Origin of the sequence: Qipengyuania sp. RANM35, from assembly GCF_041021145.2 — a bacterium.
GTDB lineage: Bacteria > Pseudomonadota > Alphaproteobacteria > Sphingomonadales > Sphingomonadaceae > Qipengyuania > Qipengyuania soli.
This window is the reverse complement of sequence record NZ_CM196433.1, coordinates 299,392-317,318: the sequence shown is the minus strand read 5'-3', so window position 1 is coordinate 317,318 and position 17,927 is coordinate 299,392. Positions and strand designations below refer to the sequence as shown.

The following is a 17,927-nucleotide window of genomic DNA, read 5'->3' as shown; positions in this document are numbered from 1 at the left end:
CGCGATGACCGAACGACCTTCAGCACTCCGCATCGTCTTTGCTCCCGTCCGCGCTCTTTTCGTGAGCGATGCCTCGGCCGGGATACTCCTCATTCTCGTTGCGATGGCGGCTATGCTGGCCGCGAACTCGCCTCTGCGCGAAGCATACCACTCGCTATTCCATGGGGCCCTGTTCGCGCCCGAACTGTTCAAGCTCAACACGCTGCACCTGTGGATTAACGACGCGCTCATGGCGGTTTTCTTCTTCGTCGTCGGGCTCGAGGTGAAGCGCGAATGGATCGAAGGCCAGTTGTCGACCAATGCGCAGCGCAAGCTGCCGGTCCTGGCGGCGATCGCCGGAATGGCCGTTCCCGCAGCGATCTATGTCTTCTTCGTCAGCGGCGCGGGTGATGCCGAGCTCATGCGCGGATGGGCGATCCCGGCTGCGACCGATATCGCCTTTGCGATGGGCGTGCTTGGCCTGCTCGGCAATCGGGTCCCCGCTTCGCTGCGGCTCTTCCTCCTGACCGTCGCCATTGTCGACGACATCGGCGCAGTCCTGGTGATCGCGGTTTTCTACACCGCCAATCTCAAGCTCGGCTACCTCGCAGCTGCCGCCGCAGTCGTCGCCCTGATGTTTGTGATGAACCGGATGAAGGTAACGCGCTTCTGGCCCTTCATCGCGATGGCTGTCGTACTTTGGTATTTCGTCCTCAATTCCGGCGTCCACGCGACAATTGCAGGTGTCTTGGCAGCGCTCACCATCCCGATGGTCGGCAAGGACGACGACACCATGGTCGAGCGGATGGAGCACGCACTTGCACCATGGAGCGCATATCTGATCGTTCCCGTGTTTGGTTTCGCCAATGCAGGCGTGGATTTGGGCGGCATGGGGATCGAGGGCGTCCTGGCTCCGCTACCCATTGCGATCGCCGCCGGCCTGTTCCTGGGCAAGCAGGTGGGCATCTTCGCCGCAATCTATGCTGCGGAAAAAACCCGCTTCGCGCTTCGCCCGGACCAGTCCACCTGGCCCGAAGTCTGGGGTGTCTCGATCCTGTGCGGGATCGGCTTCACCATGTCGCTCTTCATCGGCGAACTTGCATTCCCCGGTTCGCGTGAGCTGATCGATGAAGCGAAGATCGGCACTCTGCTGGGTTCGTTGGTCTCGGCACTGGTAGGATACGCCATTCTCCGTATGACGACGACGCATCCCGACGATCCGAAGAACCCCTACGTCGACTGAGCCCTACCAGCTGCCGGTGTTCTCCATGCTCGCCCAGGGCTCCTGCGGTTCGAGATAGCCTTCCTGCAGCAGTTCGATGGAAATGCCATCGGGGGTCCTTACAAAGGCCATGTGTCCGTCGCGCGGCGGGCGGTTGATGGTCACACCCGCATCCATCAAGCGCTGACAGGTCTCGTAGATATTATCGACCCGATAGGCGAGATGGCCGAAATTGCGTCCGCCCGAATACTGCTCCCCCTCGCCACCATCTTCGGGCGGCCAGTTGTAGGTCAGCTCCACCTCGGCGATCCCTTCCTGCCCGGGCGGTGCCAGGAAAATCAGCGTGAACCGCCCCTGCTCGCTATCGAACCTGCGAACCTCCTCCAGACCGATAAGCTTGAAGAAATCCACCGTGGCATCGGGATCTGCCACCCGGATCATCGTGTGGAGGTATTTCGTCACGCGTCGCTTCTCCATGTTCGTGCATCAACCACCCGGCGTCGCCGGTTGCGAGATCTTCGATACATCAATGCACGGTCGACGCGACAGTGCCTGCGCACCAGCAATTGGCAAGAGATCTGGCGCCCGGCGGAAGGGATTTGACCAGGGCGTTCCGCATCCGACATGAAAAAGGGGGCGGACCGAAGCCCGCCCCCGTCCCCCCACGGGTTAAATCAGAAGCTTGCGGTGAGCGTTGCGACCACGGTGTCGTCGGTAAAGCCGTCGATCGAGGTGCCATCGACGCCCATGTAGCTGACGCCGAGTTCGAAATTACCTGACGACGCCGAGACACCGAGGGACCAGTCGATCCCGGTATCGTCGGCGTCACCGGCCAGCAGCGGCGGAGCAAGCGCACCATCGGTGTAGCCAATGTGGCCGGTCAGGGTCAGCGGAGTGCTCGGAATGCCGACACCGAGGTCGGTGTAGAGATAGAGGTTATCGTCGCCACCGAGCGAATCCTGCTTGGGCGAATAGCCGACCCCGACGGTCGCCTCTGCCGGTCCGAGCGTGAAGCCCAGCGAGCCGAGGAGTTCGTAATAGTCGACATCTGCGCCGATGTCCTCGGTCGGGTAGATGTAATATACCGCCCCGACATCTACGCTTACCGCATCGGTAAGCTGCCCACTCCAGCCGCCATAGATGTCGAGTTCCATCTGGCCATAAGCATCGCCGCCGTCGATCGACGAAGCCCAGGTTCCGACATAGAAGCCACTTTCGTGGGCGACGTCGAAACCGCCCTGGATGGCCGGATCTCCGCCTGACAGCGAAACGCCGCGGAAACGATAGTCGGTGGTCAGCGCTGCATTGGCCGAAAGCGTGACGGGGCCGCTGTCCGCAGCCTCTTCGTCCTGCGCCAGAGCCGGCGATGCGAGGAACAGGCCCGCCGAGGCGAGCGATACGGCACAAAAGCCGCGAAAGGACGTCAGCATATTAAACTCCTGTACGAGTGTCGCTTCGTCCCACCTGCGAATCCGCCGGGACCGGTTTGTTTCGGTTCCTCGTGCAGATACGAGTGTTTTTGTGCACGGCACGCGTGCGCTGCGCAAGATATGGAGCGATATCTTTTCGCAGTTGCACAAAAGCTGTGATTTTTCCGCAACGCCTTCCACAGGGGCGTTCAGCGCAAGTTGTGGCTTGGAACGATAGCGCCTATCTCCCGTCTCCCCCGAGTACGCCCAATCCAAACCCGATGCTTCGATCACTTCGCCAACTCTTCAAGGAACGCACCCCCGAACGCCGCATATCGCGCGTTCCGGAGGGCGAGCGGTACTATGTGATCGGCGACATCCATGGGCGCCTCGACCTGTTCGATGCGCTCATCGAGGCGATCGAGTCGGACGATGCGGCGCAACCGGTCGCGCAGACCACGGTGGTCCTGCTGGGCGACCTGATCGACCGCGGTCCCGAAAGTGCCGGGGTTATCGAGCGTGCACGGGACTGGGGACAGACCCGCAAATTGCGCTGCATTGCCGGCAATCACGAGGAGATGTTCCTCGAAAGCTTCGAGGATCGCGAAATGCTCCGCCATTTCGTGAAGCATGGTGGGCGCGAAACGATCCTCAGCTACGGCATCAAGCGCAAGCACTACAACGAGCTTACGATCAGGGAATTACAGGGCCAGCTTCCTGATCTCGTTCCCGACCATCACCGCGAGTTCCTGGCGGGATTCGAGGACATGATCATCGCGGGCGATTATGTGTTCGTCCATGCCGGCCTGAATCCCAAGCGTTCGCTCGAGGACCAGAAGAAGGGAGACTTGCGCTGGATCCGCGAACGCTTCCTCAAGCACACCGAACCCTTCAGCCACGTAGTCGTGCACGGTCATACGATCTTCGAGGAAATCGAACGTACCGACCACCGCATCGGCATCGATACCGGCGCATTTCGCACCGGCCGCCTGACGGCCCTTGTTCTCGAAGGGGAAACGCGTCGGGCGCTGCAAGCTGTCGAAACGGACGGAACGATAACGACGTCTGCAGCCGCACTCGGCTGACCATATCTCTCTGAATAGTAGTGCCAGGGGGCCTGTAAGCCGGGTTCTGTTCCGCACGCGATCTGCTCAAGGCATCAGCCGCGCGGCGGCAGCCATTCGTCTGGGCCATGGATTGCTCCATGGCTCGAGCAGCCAACCCGGGCGACTGGGGTGAAACACCCCTGCTTTCGCGCGCCGCCCCTATTCGGCCTTGCTCCGGGTGGGGTTTGCCATGCGGGCGCTGTTACCAGAACCCCGGTGCGCTCTTACCGCACCCTTTCACCCTTGCCTGATCCTCCGAAGAGGCCATCGGCGGTATGCTCTCTGTGGCACTTTCCCTGGACTTGCATCCGGCGGGCGTTACCCGCCACCCTCGTTTCGTGGAGCCCGGACTTTCCTCGCGTCCTAAAACGCGCGGCTGCCCGGCCCCCTGGCGTAGCGGCATATAGTCATTCGCGGGACGACTGCCTAGCCGCCCCGCGAATGCGACCTATTCTCCCTCGCCGCCGATGCCTTGCAGCGATTCCTCAGGAGCAATTACGTAACGCCAGATTGCGGCTCCGATCGCCGCACCAAGCAGGGGGGCAACCCAGAAGAGCCACAGCTGGGGCACCGCACCCGTCTCTGCATAGAACGCGACACTCGTCGATCGCGCCGGGTTGACCGAGGTATTGGTCACGGGAATCGAGATGAGGTGGATCAGGGTCAGCGCGAGGCCGATCGATATCGGCGCAAAGCCACCCGGTACCTTCGCCGATGTCGAGCCCAGGATGATGATCAGGAACATGCCGGTCAGGACCATCTCGATCAGGAAGGCCGACTGCATCGAGAAGCCTCCAGGCGACAGCTCTCCATAGCCGTTCGATGCGAAGCCGCCCGGCGTCCAGTCGGCCACACCTGAGGCGATCACGAAAAGAGTCCCCGCGGCGCAGAACGCCCCGATGACCTGGGCAGCCCAATACGGGATCAATTCGTTCCAGGAGAACCTTCCGCCCACTGCAAGACCCAGCGAAACCGCAGGGTTGAAGTGCCCACCGGAAATCCCTCCGACAGCATAGGCCATTGTCAGGACCGTCAGGCCAAAGGCCATCGAAACTCCGACGAAGCCGATACCCAATTCGGGAAAACCTGCGGCCAATACTGCCGATCCGCAACCACCGAAGACAAGCCAGAACGTACCGAAGAACTCTGCAAACAACTTGCGTGTCATGGCAACTCCCTCCCTTCAGGAAGCAGCGACCCGCCACGAGTTATATTCCCTAGCCCGATTGATTGGCCAGTAGGGCTGGGGATAAGTCAGTGCCCCGCCTGCTGTTCGCAAGATGCCAAAGAAAACGGGGCGGACGACTTGTGCCGCCCGCCCCGCTTCAATCTGTCAGTCCTGTCTTAGAGGCCGTCGAGGCCCTTGCTGACGAGGATGTTCACCGCGACACGGCGGTTCTGCGCCTTACCTTCTTCGGTGCTGTTGTCAGCAGCCGGGTCGGCTTCGGCCATGCCGGTCGGGGTCAGCATGCGGTACGGCTTCCAGCCGCAGGCCTGCTGCAGGTAGTTCACGACGCGGCTGGCGCGCTTTTCGCTGAGTTCCTGGTTGAACTCGTAGTCGCCGGTCGAGTCGGTGTATCCGACCACCAGGAGCAGCGCGTTGTCCATGCCGTTCGCCTGGCTGGCGGCGGCACACAGGTCGTTACGGGCCTGGTCGGACAGGTTGTACTTCGCGGTGTCGAAATAGACGTTGGTCACGCCCTTCACGTTGTATTGGTCGATGTCGGCAACGCGGCTGCGCAACGCTTCGGTAGCAGCGGTCTGCTCGGCGAAGCCCTGGGCGGTGCCCTGCTTGATCATCTGCGCGGTCTTGAGGTCCTTGCTCTTGAGCGCGACCTTGCTGGCGATCAGGCCGCGACCGCCCCACTGGACGGTGTCGACAGTGACCGGGAGACCGTTGAGCAGGGCATCCTTGCCCAGCTTGTTCTTGTTCATGCCAAGGAAGCCACCCTGGCCGCGAATTTCGGTCGCGTCGCTGATCGTCAGCACGGTGTTGGTGCCGTCGGTCGAGGTGACCTGCATCTTCTCACCCTTGCGGGCGGTGATGATGCCTTCGATTTCGGGACCGGCAGGCATTTCCTTGAGGTCGGTCGGCGTGGCGCCGTAAACGGTGGTCAGGACTTCGCCGTCGGCAGAGGTGTCCATGTCCTGAGCCGAAAGGCTACCGGTCATCGGAAGCGCCATGGCGGCGATTACGAGAAGAGCCTTGGGGCTCTTGGAAACGAAACTCATACTTCTACTCCTTCAATCGTCACCAGCCGGCGCGCTGCGCCCGGACCGGACTGGCAGGCCACCTCCCCCAGCGAGGCTGACCCGGTGTAAAAACCCCCGAACTAACCTGCGCGAGGCAAGTGGCGGATTGCCGTTTTCTCGGCTCGGCTGGCCGCGTGTTAATCTGAACCTGTCTCATAAATGAACAGTTCCGAACCGCCACGTGGCTCGGGATGGCAAGAGTGAGTCCTGCGGCGAACCGTTGATGTCTGTGCGCGTGGTCGAGGGTCAACTTGTGCCCAATGACGCGATATCACCCGGGCGCGAATCGCGCCTAGCGGTGCGCTCCGCGATCGCGATCGACGAGTAACTGGAACAGGATCGCGCGCACCTCGCCGTCGATTTCGCCGTCGATCTTGTGTGGCCGCCAGCGACGCTGGAACGCTTCGACGGCCTTGTGCCCGTCGGTTATGTCGTATCCGAACCGTTCCAGAGCGAGGTAGAAGGCGCCATCGTTGTCAAAGGGATCGCCCAGTTCGATCTTTGGTCGCGGAAGGCAAAGGCCGTATTCCGCCAGTCGCTCCCACGGGAAAAGTTCGCCCGGATCGATCTTGCGCTGCGGCGCTATGTCGGAGTGTCCGATGACGTTGGCACGCGGAATGTCGTGCGTCTTCAAGATCCGCGCCAGCAGAGGTACCAGAGACTCGAACTGGGCCTCGCTGAAATCGCGGTAGCCGTGAAGATGGCCGGGATGGTCGAGTTCGATCCCGATGCTGGCCGAGTTGATGTCCCTCTTCCCGCGCCAGTATGAAACGCCGGCATGCCAGGCACGTTTGTCCTCGGGCACGAGCCGCGTGACGGTGCCGTCTTCAGCTATCAGGTAATGCGCGGAGACCTTGGCGTCGGGGTCGCACATGCGCTCGAGCGCGGCCTCGGGGCCGAGCATCTCGGTGTAATGAAGAATGACCATATCGACGGGCAGCGCGCGCTCGTCGAAATTGGGCGACAGCCGCTCCTGGTGGACCAGCTCGTCGGTGCTCACCCGATCAGGTCTCCGCTTTCGGGCAGGACCGCACCCAGCACCAGCGCATCGTCGGTCTTCGCATACTGCAGCCCGCCACCCGAACCCTCGGCGAGGAGAGAGATCATGTGAGCGGCAGCTGTCCGGCTGGAAAGTTCCGAGCGGTCGAGCGACCCGTCGAGTGCCTTGCCGATGGTCTCGTCGAAGGCGATCTTGGGACCCGAGGCGCGAACCACGATCTCGCAGGCCCCATTACGCACTTCCGCCCCGATATCGAGCGTACCGCCACGAACCAGTGCATCGATTGCGATCTGGGCGAAGTTCAGCAGCACCTTGACCGCCGGCTTGGCGAGGTTGGGTTGGGCGAGGGCCCAGTGGATCGTGATGCCGTTCTTGTCCGCGGCCAGCGCCTCGATCAATGACTTGGGCTCTTCGATGTCGACGCGCTCGCCAAAGCCGCCCGCGGCCCCGAAGGCCAGGCGGAAGAACTTCAGCTTGTTGGTGCTGATCTGCGCGCTCTGTTCGAGCAGCTGCATCACATTGGCACGCATGTCAGGGTCGGTTTCGACCGCCAGCAGTTCAAGGCCGTTGGATAGCGCCCCGACGGGGCTCAGCATGTCATGGCAAAGGCGCGAACAGAGCATCGCGGCAAGGTCGATCGATTGGCGGTCGTCCATCGTGTTCCTGGGTACTGAAGATTGCGTGAGGTGTCTTAGCGGTGCGTCGTCACATAGGGAAGCGGTTCGAAACCCGCATCCCCCGAACGCCAGAAACAGACTCGTCCCGCCGCGACGATGGCCCAGATCATCCCGTCGCGTGCCGCCATCTCCCGATCGGTTCGTGACGGCTCTGCCAATCCGTTAGGATGGGAATGATAGAAGCCGGCGACCTGTGACCCACCGCTGCGCGCAGCGCGATGCGCATCGACCAACGCCTGCGGATCGATCTCGAAATGGCTCTCGGGAAGCAAGTGCACGTTTCTCGCCGGTGCGGCTTGAAGGATTCGCCCAGCCGCCCCGAAGAGGATTCCGCAACACTCTTGCGGATGGGCAGATCGCGCCTGTTCCAGCAGGACATCGATCACCGCGCTTGAGACTTCGAGTGCCATCGCGCATGGCCCTAGCATGGCCGAGGCGGAAATCATCACCGGAACTCTGGGAACGGCAGGCAGGCTGGACAAGGCGCTGGCGGAGGCTACTGGCCTGTCGCGCGAACGGGTGAAGGCGCTGATTGCCGATGCAGCAGTCACCGTCGGCAAGCATGTTGCGACGAGCGCGTCGGCCAAGGTTGCCGAGGGCACTCGGTTTTCGATCGCTCTCCCCCCACCCGAGCCGCTTGCCGCCGAACCGCAGGACATTCCGCTCGATATCGTGTTCGAAGACGACCACCTCGTCGTCGTCAACAAGCCGGCCGGGATGGTCGTGCACCCCGCAGCCGGAAATCCCGACGGTACGCTGGTCAACGCCCTGCTCCACCATTGCGCGGGCAGGCTGTCCGGCATCAACGGTATCGCGCGCCCTGGGATAGTGCACAGGATCGACAAGGACACATCGGGTCTATTGGTGGTGGCAAAGTCGGACGCGGCACACGAGGGGCTGGCAAAGCAGTTCGCCGACCATTCGATCACCCGCCGGTACCTCGCCGTTTGCGCCGGCCACCCCAATCCGCCCTGGGGCACCATCTCGGGCCGGATCGGCCGCTCCGACAAGGATCGCAAGAAGATGGCGGTCCTCCCGGATGATTCCAGCCGCGGGAAGCGTGCCGTCACCCACTACGAGACCCTGAAGCCCCTGAACAATGCCGCGTTGATCGAATGTCGCCTCGAAACCGGGCGCACGCACCAGGTCCGCGTTCACTGTGCGTCAATCGGTCATCCGCTATTGGGAGACCCTGTCTATGGACGCACTCCCAAGCCCCTTCGGGCGCTTCTCGAAAGCCTCGACTTCAAGCGCCAGGCCCTTCACGCGGCGAGACTGGGATTCATACATCCTATCAGCGGTGAAAGCTTGGATTTCTGCGCCGAATTGCCCCCGGATATGCGGGAACTTATCGACGAAACCGCTCGTTGAAATCGACGAAACGCAGGTGCATTTTCGGCCGCGTCCAGCTATAAGTAACCGAGTGGCCCGAAAGACCGGATGCCCATCTGGGGTCCGGCAAATGTGGTCGACGAAAGAAAGGTCAGGGTATTAGTGAGCAACGCACGATCCATGAGCGTTCCGGCGCTCGGCGGTGAGCAAAGCCTCAACCGCTATCTCTCAGAAATCAAGAAGTTTCCGGTGCTGACCGCTGAGCAAGAATACATGCTCGCGAAGCGCTACGAGGAACATGACGACCCCGAAGCTGCGGCGCAGCTTGTCACGTCGCACCTGCGACTCGTGGCCAAGATCGCCATGGGCTATCGGGGCTACGGCCTGCCCGTCTCGGATCTCATTTCCGAAGGCAACGTCGGCCTGATGCAGGGCGTCAAGAAGTTCGAAGCCGACCGCGGCTTCCGTCTCGCCACCTATGCCATGTGGTGGATTAAGGCTTCGATCCAGGAATACATCCTGCGGTCCTGGAGCCTCGTGAAGATGGGCACCACCGCGGCTCAGAAGAAGCTCTTCTTCAACCTTCGCCGGATGAAGAAGAACCTCGATGCCTACGAGGATACCGACCTTCACCCGGACGACGTGACCAAGATCGCGACCGACCTCGGCGTACCCGAGCAGGAAGTCGTGAACATGAACCGTCGCATGATGATGGGCGGTGACGGTTCGCTCAACGTTTCCATGCGCAACGGCGAGGAAGGCTCGGGCGAGTGGCAGGACTGGCTGACCGACGATCGTCCGCTGCAGGACGAGACCGTCGCCGATGCCGAGGAAGCAGAAGTGCGCCACGAAATGCTCGTCGAAGCGATGGAAAGCCTCAACGAGCGCGAAAAGCACATTCTCACCGAGCGTCGCCTGACGGACAATCCGCAGACGCTCGAGGAACTCTCGCAGGTCTATGACGTCAGCCGCGAACGCATCCGCCAGATCGAAGTTCGTGCCTTCGAGAAGCTCCAGAAGGCAATGCAGCGCATCGCTGGCGAGAGGCTCCTGCCCGGCATGGCGTGACGCGCCTGCCAAGTCGGTGCGATTGACATAGTCCGCAAACACTTCAGTCTCCCCCGGTCAGGCATGATCGGGGGAGATTTCGTTTGAACAAGGCAAAACTGCTGCTCGCATCGGCGGCCCTGGTCGCCCTCACAGCCAACCATCATGGTGAGGCAGGCGATCCGGCCACGCGGGCCTGGTGGGACCTGGCCAGCGAAATTTCAGGCGACGCCTATGAAGGGCGCGCATCGGGCACGCCCGGGCACGAGAGAGCCGCGGTACTCGTGGCCCACAAGCTGGCCGAGGCTGGCTTCAAGCCGCTCGGGACCGATGGCAGCTGGTATCAACGGGTGCCTCTCGAAGAACTCGCTGTATCGTTCGCGACGCTGAGAGCAGATGGTGGCACATTGTCCCATCTCGACGATTTCGTCGTCCGCCCCCAACCCGGTGTGCCGTCTGACAAGGTATATTCGCTCGTCTACCGCGGCTACTGCGCGGCGCAGGACCTTGGCGATGTCGCTGGCAAGATGGTCATCTGCCACAATGCCAACCGCACCGGCCTGCCGGGCGATGCGGAGCGCGAACAGGCTGTGCGTGCCGCCGGTGCGCAAGGCGTCATCCAGATCGCCGACCCGGGCTTCGTGATCGAGCCGCCCCGCTGGCCCTTTGCCTACAACAAGGTCGTCGCGCAGCCCGGCGAACTCCCGGTCGCCGACGATTTTGTTTCCATTCTTCTCAATGCGGATGCGCTGGAGAAACTCGTTCCCGGACATGATGCCGCGGGCCTAATCACCAAGGGGTCGACTGGTCAGCCGCTCCCGTCTTTCGATGGCGGCACGGCGCGGTTGACGACAGTGTTGCGCAGTAGCCAGTACAGCACGCCCAACGTCATAGGTTACCTGCCGGGATCCGATCCTGCGCTCGCGGACCAGGCAATCCTGCTGGGCGCGCATCTCGACGGCTACGGCTTCGGTCATGCGGTAGATGGCGATCCGCTCTACAACGGCACTCTCGACGATGCGGCCTATGTGGCGCTGCTGATCAAGTTTGCCGAGGCGCATCGCGGCAAGCCCATGAGGCGACCGGTCATCATCGGTGTGTGGACCGGCGAAGAGCTCGGTCTTCACGGTTCGCGCTGGTTCGCCGCCCATCCGACATGGCCGATGGACAGGATCGCAGGTGTGCTCAACCTCGACCAGTTACGGCCGATATTCCCGCTCGAACGGCTGACTACGCATGGCCGGACCGACAGCACACTGGGCGATCAGGCGGCGCTGCTTGCAGCCAAGCATGGCTTCGTGTTGCAGGACGATCCCGAGCCGGAAAGGCGCCTTATCCTGCGGACCGACCACCGCCCGTTCATGGAGGCCGGCATCCCCTTCCTCAATTTCACCTTCGGCTTTGAACCGGGAAGCGAGAGCGAGCGCATCTACCGCCATTGGTATCGCACCGGCTATCACAAGCCGCAGGATGATCCCGCCCAGTTGATGGACTGGAAGGCGGCGCAGACCTTCAACGAGTTCTGGCTCGAGCTGGCGGAGAATGTGGCAAACGCGCCCGATGCCCCGAAGTGGCACGAGGGCAGTCCGATCCGCGCCCAATACGCCGGTCGGTAGAGCAACGACAGCCATCGGAGAACGGTGTCGTCCAGATTGCGTCGATAGTCGCCGGTGGCTAGATGCACGCGATGCGCTGGCTGGTCCGTTTCCTGTTCAAGGCCATGGTGGGTTTCGTCGCCATAAGCCTCGCCCTCGTCCTGCTGTTCAAGTTCGTTCCGGTACCGGTTACCGCCACCATGATACTGGATGGCGAAGTATGGGATCGCGGCGGTGTCACCAAGGACTGGGAATCGCTCAGCAACATCGACCGCAACATGGTCCGCGCTGTAATTGCGGCTGAAGACGGCAAGTTCTGCAGCCATGACGGGTTCGACACCGAGGCGATTGCCAAGGCCGCGGCAATGAATGCTCAGGGCGGGAGGATCCGCGGGGGCTCTACGATCAGCCAGCAGACCGCCAAGAACGTCTTCCTGTGGCAGGGTGGCGGCTACTTCCGCAAAGGGCTCGAAGCGTGGTTCACCGTGCTGATCGAACAGATCTGGGGCAAGCGGCGGATCATGGAGGTCTATCTCAACGTCGCGGAGACGGGACTCGCCACCTATGGGGTGGAGGCCGGTGCGCAGCGCTATTTCGGCAAGTCCGCTGCCAGCCTGAGCCCGACCGAAGCCGCGCGCATGGCAGTTGCCCTCCCCCTTCCCAAGGAGCGCTCGGTCAAGAACCCGGGAGGCTGGCTCCGCCGCCACGGCAATACCATAGCTGCGCGGGTGGGCGTCGTCCGGCGCGACGGGCTGGACAACTGCATCTATGACTGAATCCTCGCGTAGCCCGATCGGGTACCGCGAGGCTGCGCAGGTGATTTCGGACCAGTTTCCCGAGCTTTCAGCCTTGCCCGTCTCACCGGTGGTTCCGGGAGGTTGGGATCACGCGGTCTTTCGTGTAGGCGAACACTTGGTCGCCAAATTTCCCCGAGATGCACGCTACGCTTCCCAGCCACTGCGCGAAGCGAAGGCTCTACGGACCTTGAGGTCCCAATTGCCAATTCCGGTTCCTTGCGTTCACGCCGTGGGAACGGCCTGCGAAGTATTTCCCTATCCCTTCCTCATCGTCGAATGGCTCGATGGCGAGACTCTGGCGAATCTTTCGCGACCTACCGAGATCCATGCCGTGCAACTGGCTGATCTCTTGGCAGCACTCTCGAAAGTCTCCAGTGACGGGTGCGAATACCCGTCTGCCGGGAATTTCTGGCGCGGCGCCGGTCTGGCCTCCCTCGACAGCAGCTTTGAAAGTGCATCGGAAGGGCTGCAGCCGGCTGTGGGCAATGCCGTCCGTGAGTTCTGGAGCCGGGCGAACAGCGCAGGTGCTCCGCCGCGAGAGGCATTTGTGCATGGCGATATCGCGCCCGCAAACCTTATCGCTACCGGCAGTGGGATCGGCGGGGTCATCGACTTCGGGCTTGCGGCGATAGGCGATCCAGCCTGCGACTGGGCCATTGCCTGGCTAGGCTTCGACAAAGGGCTGCGTGAGACATTTCTCAAGGGCATGCCCTCCAGGGATCCCTCATTGGCGATGCGAGCAGCCGGGTGGGCCTTGTGGAAGGCGGTCCTGGTCATGTCCGGCCATTCGATACTGCCTCCCGGCCATCGCGACCCCGAAGTTGTCGTGAAAGAGGTTCTCGGCGCCAATTTCTGAGCTCCGGTCAATCCCATGCCGGCATCCGCTACGCAGTCCATCGTTCGTCCGAGTTCCATTTCACGTCAGGCGACAAATGCCTCTGGACCAATTCGTATAATGTTATAACATGCCACATAATGATATTCTATATCTAATTGTTTTTGCATGTTTTTCTTGTCGGTCATCATCGTTTAGCGCTAGGTCCGACTGCGGGTCGCGCCAAAGGGGAAAAGTCGAACCGGATGGGACAGGGGCATTCACACGACCACGACCACCAACATGGTCATGGCCATGCACATGCACCGGCTGACTTCGGTCGCGCATTCCTGATCGGGATCATACTCAATACCGCCTTTGTCGTGATCGAGGCCGGATACGGCTGGATCGCGGGGTCGATGGCCCTGATCGCGGATGCCGGGCACAATCTCTCCGACGTACTAAGCCTCCTGCTCGCCTGGGGCGCCAGCGTAGCGGCAAAGCGCCCTCCCTCGGAGCGGTTTACCTACGGCTTCAAGAGCTCGACGATACTGGCGGCGCTCGCCAATGCTGGGCTGCTGCTGGTCGCCATCGGCGCCATCCTGTTCGAAACCTTGCACCGGATTGCCGAGCCTGCCGTCGTGCAGGGCAAGACCATGGCAATCGTCGCTGGGATCGGCATCCTGATCAATACCGGCACGGCCCTGCTCTTCCTCAAGGGGCGGCACGACGACCTCAATATCCGCGGCGCATTCCTTCACATGGCTGCGGATGCACTGGTGAGCCTTGGCGTGGTCATTGCGGGCATAGCCATCATCATTACCGGCGCGCACTGGATCGACCCGCTCGTCAGCCTCTTGATCGTGGCCGTGATCGCATGGGGCGCATGGGGACTGCTGAAGGATAGCGTGGCGATGAGCCTGCTCGCCGTTCCCAAGGGAATTTCGGAAAAACAGGTCCGCGCCTATCTTGCCGGTCTACCGGGAGTACACGCGGTGCATGACCTGCATATCTGGCCAATGAGCACCACGGAGACCGCTCTAACCGCGCATCTGGTGATGCCCGATGGTCATCCGGGCGACAAATTCCTTCGCGACATCCAGCACGAGTTGGAGCATCATCACCGCATCGGGCATGCCACGATCCAGGTCGAAACGACGAGGGGTTGCGCGCTCGGCTGCTAGGGAGGCGGAAATGGGCGAAGTGGTGCGCGAAGGCGGATGCGGATGTGGCGCGGTCCGTTACAGCATCAGTGGGTCACCGATCTTCGTCAACAATTGCCATTGCACCCAGTGCCAGCACCAGACCGGATCGACGAGCGTGGTCAATGCCTTCATCGAAAGCGACCGCGTTGAGCTGCTACAAGGCCAGCTTACCGAAGACGTGGTGAAGGCCGGAAGCGGCGGCCCGCACATTATCTGCCGCTGTAGCGAATGCGGCGTTGCCGTTTGGAGCTATTACCCCAGACTTGGCCGGCTAGGCGCAGGTGTACGCGTCGGCACGCTGGACGAACCCTCGACCCTGACGCCCGATGCCGTGATCTTTGTTTCGGAAAAGATGCCCTGGGTCGCTTTGCCACCTGACATCCCGAACTTCGAGAAAACCTACGATTACCGCGAGGTACTGCCGCGCGAACGCGTCGAGCGGATGAACGCCTTGCTCCAGAAGAGCCAGGCCTGGAGAGGCGCTTAGGCCGCCTCTTCCTTTTCACCCTTCTTGCCGCCGTGGACCTGGATCGGCTCTTTCTTGCCGTCCACCACATCCTTGTCGATCACGATCTCCGTCACGCCGTCCATGTCGGGCAGGTCGAACATCGTGTCGAGCAGGATGCCCTCGACAATCGAACGCAGGCCACGCGCACCGGTTTTGCGCTTGATCGCCTTTTCGGCGATCTCGTTGAGCGCGTCGTCGGTGAAGGTCAGTTCCACGTCCTCGAGCTCGAACAGCTTCTGGTACTGCTTGACCAGCGCATTCTTCGGCTGAGTGAGGATCGTCATGAGTGCTTCGACATCGAGGTCGCGCAACGTCGCGATGACTGGCAGGCGGCCGACGAATTCCGGGATCAGGCCGAACTTGAGGAGATCCTCCGGCTCGCCCTTCTCCAGCAGTTCGCCGACACGGCGCTTGTCCGGGTCGGCAACATGCGCACCGAAACCGATCGAACGCTTCTGCAGGCGATCGGCGATGATCTTTTCAAGACCTGCAAACGCACCGCCGCAGATGAACAGGATGTTCGTCGTGTCGACCTGCAGGAATTCCTGCTGCGGATGCTTGCGGCCACCTTGCGGCGGAACCGAGGCGGTGGTGCCTTCCATCAGCTTGAGCAGCGCCTGCTGGACGCCCTCGCCCGACACGTCGCGGGTGATCGAGGGGTTTTCGGCCTTGCGCGTGATCTTGTCGATCTCGTCGATGTAGACGATGCCGTGCTGCGCCTTCTCGACATTGTAGTCGGACGCTTGCAGCAGTTTGAGGATGATGTTCTCGACGTCTTCGCCGACATAACCGGCTTCGGTCAGCGTCGTCGCATCGGCCATGGTGAAAGGCACATCGAAGGTGCGCGCCAGCGTCTGGGCGAGCAGGGTCTTGCCCGAACCGGTCGGACCGACCAGCAGGATGTTCGACTTCGCCAGTTCGACGTCGCCGGCCTTGCCGCTGTGCTTGAGGCGCTTGTAGTGGTTGTGAACGGCGACCGACAGCACGCGCTTGGCGCGGTCCTGGCCGATGACGTAATCGTTGAGCGTTTCGAAGATTTCGGAAGGCGTGGGGACATCGCCTTCCTTCTTGCCCGCGATCCCGGCCTTGGTTTCTTCGCGAATGATGTCGTTGCAAAGCTCGACGCATTCGTCGCAGATGAACACGGTCGGACCCGCGATGAGTTTCCTCACCTCGTGCTGCGACTTGCCGCAGAAGCTGCAGTACAGCGTGCTCTTGCTATCGGTTCCGCTCAACTTGGTCATTTCCTAATCGTCTGCCCCGCTTCCCCGCCAGCCGGATTCGCCGACTTTAAGGTGCACAGGGTAAGGGTCAATATCATAGGTACTTCAAGCCCCTTGCCACAAGCTGAAGCGGCAGGGTTGCCGAAATCCTACGATGATGTGGCAATGATGCCCGGCAGGAGGGTTTCCCGCCGCCGGAATCACTCGGGCGCGCCGCCCGAGCCATCCGCATCGCTTTCCTCGTTCTCAGGACGGGATTCGAAGACTTTGTCCACGATTCCGAACTTCATTGCCTCTTCGGCTTCGAGGAAAGTGTCGCGGTCCATCGCCTTCTCGATCTCGGTCAGGCTCTGGCCGGTATACTTCACGTAGAGATTGTTCATCCGCTCGCGAATGCGCAGTATCTCGCGTGCCTGGATCTCGATGTCCGATGCCATGCCGCGGGCGCCGCCCGAAGGCTGATGGACCATGATCCTGGCGTTGGGGAGCGCGATGCGCATGCCCGGTTCACCGGCTGCAAGGAGGAAGCTGCCCATCGAGGCGGCCTGACCGATGCAGACGGTCGAAACGCGCGGCTTGATGTATTGCATCGTGTCATGGATCGCCATGCCTGCAGTCACCACGCCACCGGGCGAGTTGATGTACATGCTGATCGGCTTCGACGGATTTTCGCTCTCGAGGAACAGCAGCTGCGCCGTGATGAGCGAAGCCATGTTGTCCTCGACCGGACCGGTCACGAAGACGATGCGTTCGCGCAGCAGGCGGCTGAAGATGTCGAAGCTGCGTTCGCCCCGGCTCGTCTGTTCCACGACCACAGGCACGAGCGCCCCGGTCACGGGGTCACGGGTGAACTGGCCTTGAGTGGAATATGCGTCGGTGCCGAACAGGTCGATCATGAAGGGTCCTTTGTGTTTGCGGCTATATCTGTGCTGCTGCCGCACGGTTCAAGGCTTGTTTTACGCGATATCGTTGCGATGTGGTTCACGTAGCGATAACCCCCGCGCCAGATCAACACGAGGTCCCACACATGTCGCCAACTCAGTTCTCCGCCAATTTCCCCATCCGCGCCGACGAAGAGGACGAAGAAACGGAAGGCACCGGCATCCGTGCCGCGATGACCGCCAAGTTCCTCGAAGCGCGCACGGTGATGCTGTTCGGCGGCGTCGACCAGAAACTCGCCGAGCGCGTGTCGATGCAACTGCTCTACCTCGACCACCTCTCGAACGAGCCGATCAAGCTGATCGTCAACTCTCCCGGTGGGCATGTCGAGTCGGGCGACACGATCCACGACCTCATCGGCTATATCAATTCGCCGGTCGCCATCATCGGCACCGGCTGGGTCGCCAGTATCGCCACGCACATCTTCCTCTCGGTCCCGCACGAGCGCCGCTTCTGCCTCCCCAACACTCGCTTCCTTATCCATCAGCCTTCGGGCGGCGCAGGAGGCAAGGCGTCCGATATCGCCATCCAGGCGCAGGAAATCGTCAAGATGCGCGAGCGCATTGCCCGCAAGATCGCCGAGGCGACCGGTCAGGATTACGACAAGGTTATCAAGGACATCGACCGCGATTTCTGGATGAGCACCGAAGAGGCGAAAGCCTATGGCATTCTCGGCAACGTCATTTCGCACGCCAGCGAAGTGAAGTTCTGATCCGGCATTCCCGACCGGCGTCTTTGTGCGACGCCGGTCGGTCGCCGATTGTCGTTCGGCGGCCCCAAACCCAGTTTCATCGGCATCGATAGCGCGTCGGTCGAGCACC

At 61.7% G+C, this 17,927-nt stretch carries 19 protein-coding genes and 1 other RNA gene; 10 read left to right on the top strand and 10 right to left on the bottom strand.

The genetic code is table 11. The features are described from left to right. The first annotated feature begins 4 nt into the window (after positions 1 to 4). Positions 5 to 1,222: a Na+/H+ antiporter NhaA gene (gene nhaA / locus RAM60_RS01570; protein WP_369025862.1), complete on the top strand. Its 1,218-nt coding sequence runs from the start codon at positions 5 to 7 to the stop codon at positions 1,220 to 1,222. A gap of 3 nt (positions 1,223 to 1,225) precedes the next feature. Here the strand turns inward: nhaA and RAM60_RS01565 are convergent, their stop codons facing one another. After that, the gene (locus RAM60_RS01565; protein ID WP_369026159.1) at positions 1,226 to 1,663 is read right to left on the bottom strand and encodes a VOC family protein; all 438 of its coding nucleotides are present in this window, start codon (positions 1,661 to 1,663) and stop codon (positions 1,226 to 1,228) included. A gap of 212 nt (positions 1,664 to 1,875) precedes the next feature. Then, a complete protein-coding gene (locus tag RAM60_RS01560; RefSeq protein WP_369025863.1) occupies positions 1,876 to 2,631 on the bottom strand; it encodes a TorF family putative porin in 756 nt (251 codons plus the stop codon). A gap of 260 nt (positions 2,632 to 2,891) precedes the next feature. Here RAM60_RS01560 and RAM60_RS01555 point away from each other — a divergent pair, with 260 nt between their 5' ends. Further along, complete coding sequence (locus RAM60_RS01555) at positions 2,892 to 3,695, top strand: metallophosphoesterase family protein (protein WP_369025864.1); 804 nt, start codon at positions 2,892 to 2,894, stop codon at positions 3,693 to 3,695. Positions 3,696 to 3,714: 19 nt separating this feature from the next. Here the strand turns inward: RAM60_RS01555 and rnpB are convergent. The 6 genes from rnpB to RAM60_RS01525 form a co-directional block, all read right to left on the bottom strand. Continuing rightward, an RNA gene (gene rnpB, locus RAM60_RS01550) (RNase P RNA component class A) lies at positions 3,715 to 4,108 on the bottom strand. A gap of 56 nt (positions 4,109 to 4,164) precedes the next feature. Then, positions 4,165 to 4,884 (bottom strand): aquaporin Z, encoded by a 720-nt coding sequence (aqpZ, locus tag RAM60_RS01545; protein ID WP_369025865.1) that lies wholly within the window; start codon positions 4,882 to 4,884, stop codon positions 4,165 to 4,167. A 176-nt stretch (positions 4,885 to 5,060) separates the two neighbouring features. Then, complete coding sequence (locus tag RAM60_RS01540; RefSeq protein WP_369025866.1) at positions 5,061 to 5,948, bottom strand: OmpA family protein; 888 nt, start codon at positions 5,946 to 5,948, stop codon at positions 5,061 to 5,063. Positions 5,949 to 6,261: 313 nt separating this feature from the next. Then, the gene (locus RAM60_RS01535) at positions 6,262 to 6,897 is read right to left on the bottom strand and encodes an N-acetylmuramoyl-L-alanine amidase (protein ID WP_369026160.1); all 636 of its coding nucleotides are present in this window, start codon (positions 6,895 to 6,897) and stop codon (positions 6,262 to 6,264) included. A gap of 68 nt (positions 6,898 to 6,965) precedes the next feature. Next, positions 6,966 to 7,625: a histidine phosphotransferase family protein gene (locus RAM60_RS01530; RefSeq protein WP_369025867.1), complete on the bottom strand. Its 660-nt coding sequence runs from the start codon at positions 7,623 to 7,625 to the stop codon at positions 6,966 to 6,968. Between the two features lie 35 nt (positions 7,626 to 7,660). Beyond that, positions 7,661 to 8,056: a M67 family metallopeptidase gene (locus RAM60_RS01525; protein ID WP_369025868.1), complete on the bottom strand. Its 396-nt coding sequence runs from the start codon at positions 8,054 to 8,056 to the stop codon at positions 7,661 to 7,663. Positions 8,057 to 8,072: 16 nt separating this feature from the next. Between RAM60_RS01525 and RAM60_RS01520 the strand changes: the two genes are divergently transcribed. The 7 genes from RAM60_RS01520 (at position 8,073) to RAM60_RS01490 (ending at position 14,923) form a co-directional block, all read left to right on the top strand. Next, on the top strand, positions 8,073 to 9,017 hold the full coding sequence (locus tag RAM60_RS01520; protein ID WP_369025869.1) for an RluA family pseudouridine synthase: 945 nt from the start codon (positions 8,073 to 8,075) through the stop codon (positions 9,015 to 9,017). A gap of 141 nt (positions 9,018 to 9,158) precedes the next feature. Beyond that, positions 9,159 to 10,046 (top strand): RNA polymerase sigma factor RpoH, encoded by an 888-nt coding sequence (gene rpoH, locus RAM60_RS01515; protein WP_369026161.1) that lies wholly within the window; start codon positions 9,159 to 9,161, stop codon positions 10,044 to 10,046. An 83-nt stretch (positions 10,047 to 10,129) separates the two neighbouring features. After that, the gene (locus RAM60_RS01510) at positions 10,130 to 11,641 is read left to right on the top strand and encodes a M28 family peptidase (RefSeq protein ID WP_369025870.1); all 1,512 of its coding nucleotides are present in this window, start codon (positions 10,130 to 10,132) and stop codon (positions 11,639 to 11,641) included. Between the two features lie 71 nt (positions 11,642 to 11,712). Continuing rightward, positions 11,713 to 12,396, top strand: a complete 684-nt coding sequence (gene mtgA / locus RAM60_RS01505; protein WP_369025871.1) for a monofunctional biosynthetic peptidoglycan transglycosylase — start codon at positions 11,713 to 11,715, stop codon at positions 12,394 to 12,396. Continuing rightward, on the top strand, positions 12,389 to 13,273 hold the full coding sequence (locus RAM60_RS01500; protein WP_369025872.1) for a phosphotransferase: 885 nt from the start codon (positions 12,389 to 12,391) through the stop codon (positions 13,271 to 13,273). The genes mtgA and RAM60_RS01500 overlap by 8 nt, the downstream gene beginning before the upstream one ends. Before the next feature lie 224 nt (positions 13,274 to 13,497). Next, entirely contained in the window at positions 13,498 to 14,415 is a 918-nt protein-coding gene (locus tag RAM60_RS01495) for a cation diffusion facilitator family transporter (RefSeq protein WP_369025873.1), read from the top strand. Between the two features lie 10 nt (positions 14,416 to 14,425). Then, positions 14,426 to 14,923, top strand: coding sequence for a GFA family protein (locus RAM60_RS01490; RefSeq protein WP_369025874.1), 498 nt, complete (start codon positions 14,426 to 14,428; stop codon positions 14,921 to 14,923). On the opposite strand, the gene clpX is transcribed toward RAM60_RS01490, so the two are convergent. Further along, on the bottom strand, positions 14,920 to 16,188 hold the full coding sequence (gene clpX, locus RAM60_RS01485) for an ATP-dependent Clp protease ATP-binding subunit ClpX (protein ID WP_200982502.1): 1,269 nt from the start codon (positions 16,186 to 16,188) through the stop codon (positions 14,920 to 14,922). The two genes, RAM60_RS01490 and clpX, sit on opposite strands and share 4 nt — an antisense overlap. Before the next feature lie 179 nt (positions 16,189 to 16,367). Then, positions 16,368 to 17,063 carry an ATP-dependent Clp protease proteolytic subunit gene (locus RAM60_RS01480; protein ID WP_200982500.1) on the bottom strand — a complete coding sequence of 232 codons (696 nt, stop codon included), beginning with the start codon at positions 17,061 to 17,063 and terminating at the stop codon, positions 16,368 to 16,370. A gap of 131 nt (positions 17,064 to 17,194) precedes the next feature. On the opposite strand from RAM60_RS01480, the gene RAM60_RS01475 reads away from it, so the two are divergent. Further along, entirely contained in the window at positions 17,195 to 17,818 is a 624-nt protein-coding gene (locus tag RAM60_RS01475) for an ATP-dependent Clp protease proteolytic subunit (RefSeq protein WP_369025875.1), read from the top strand. The last annotated feature ends 109 nt before the right edge of the window (positions 17,819 to 17,927 follow it).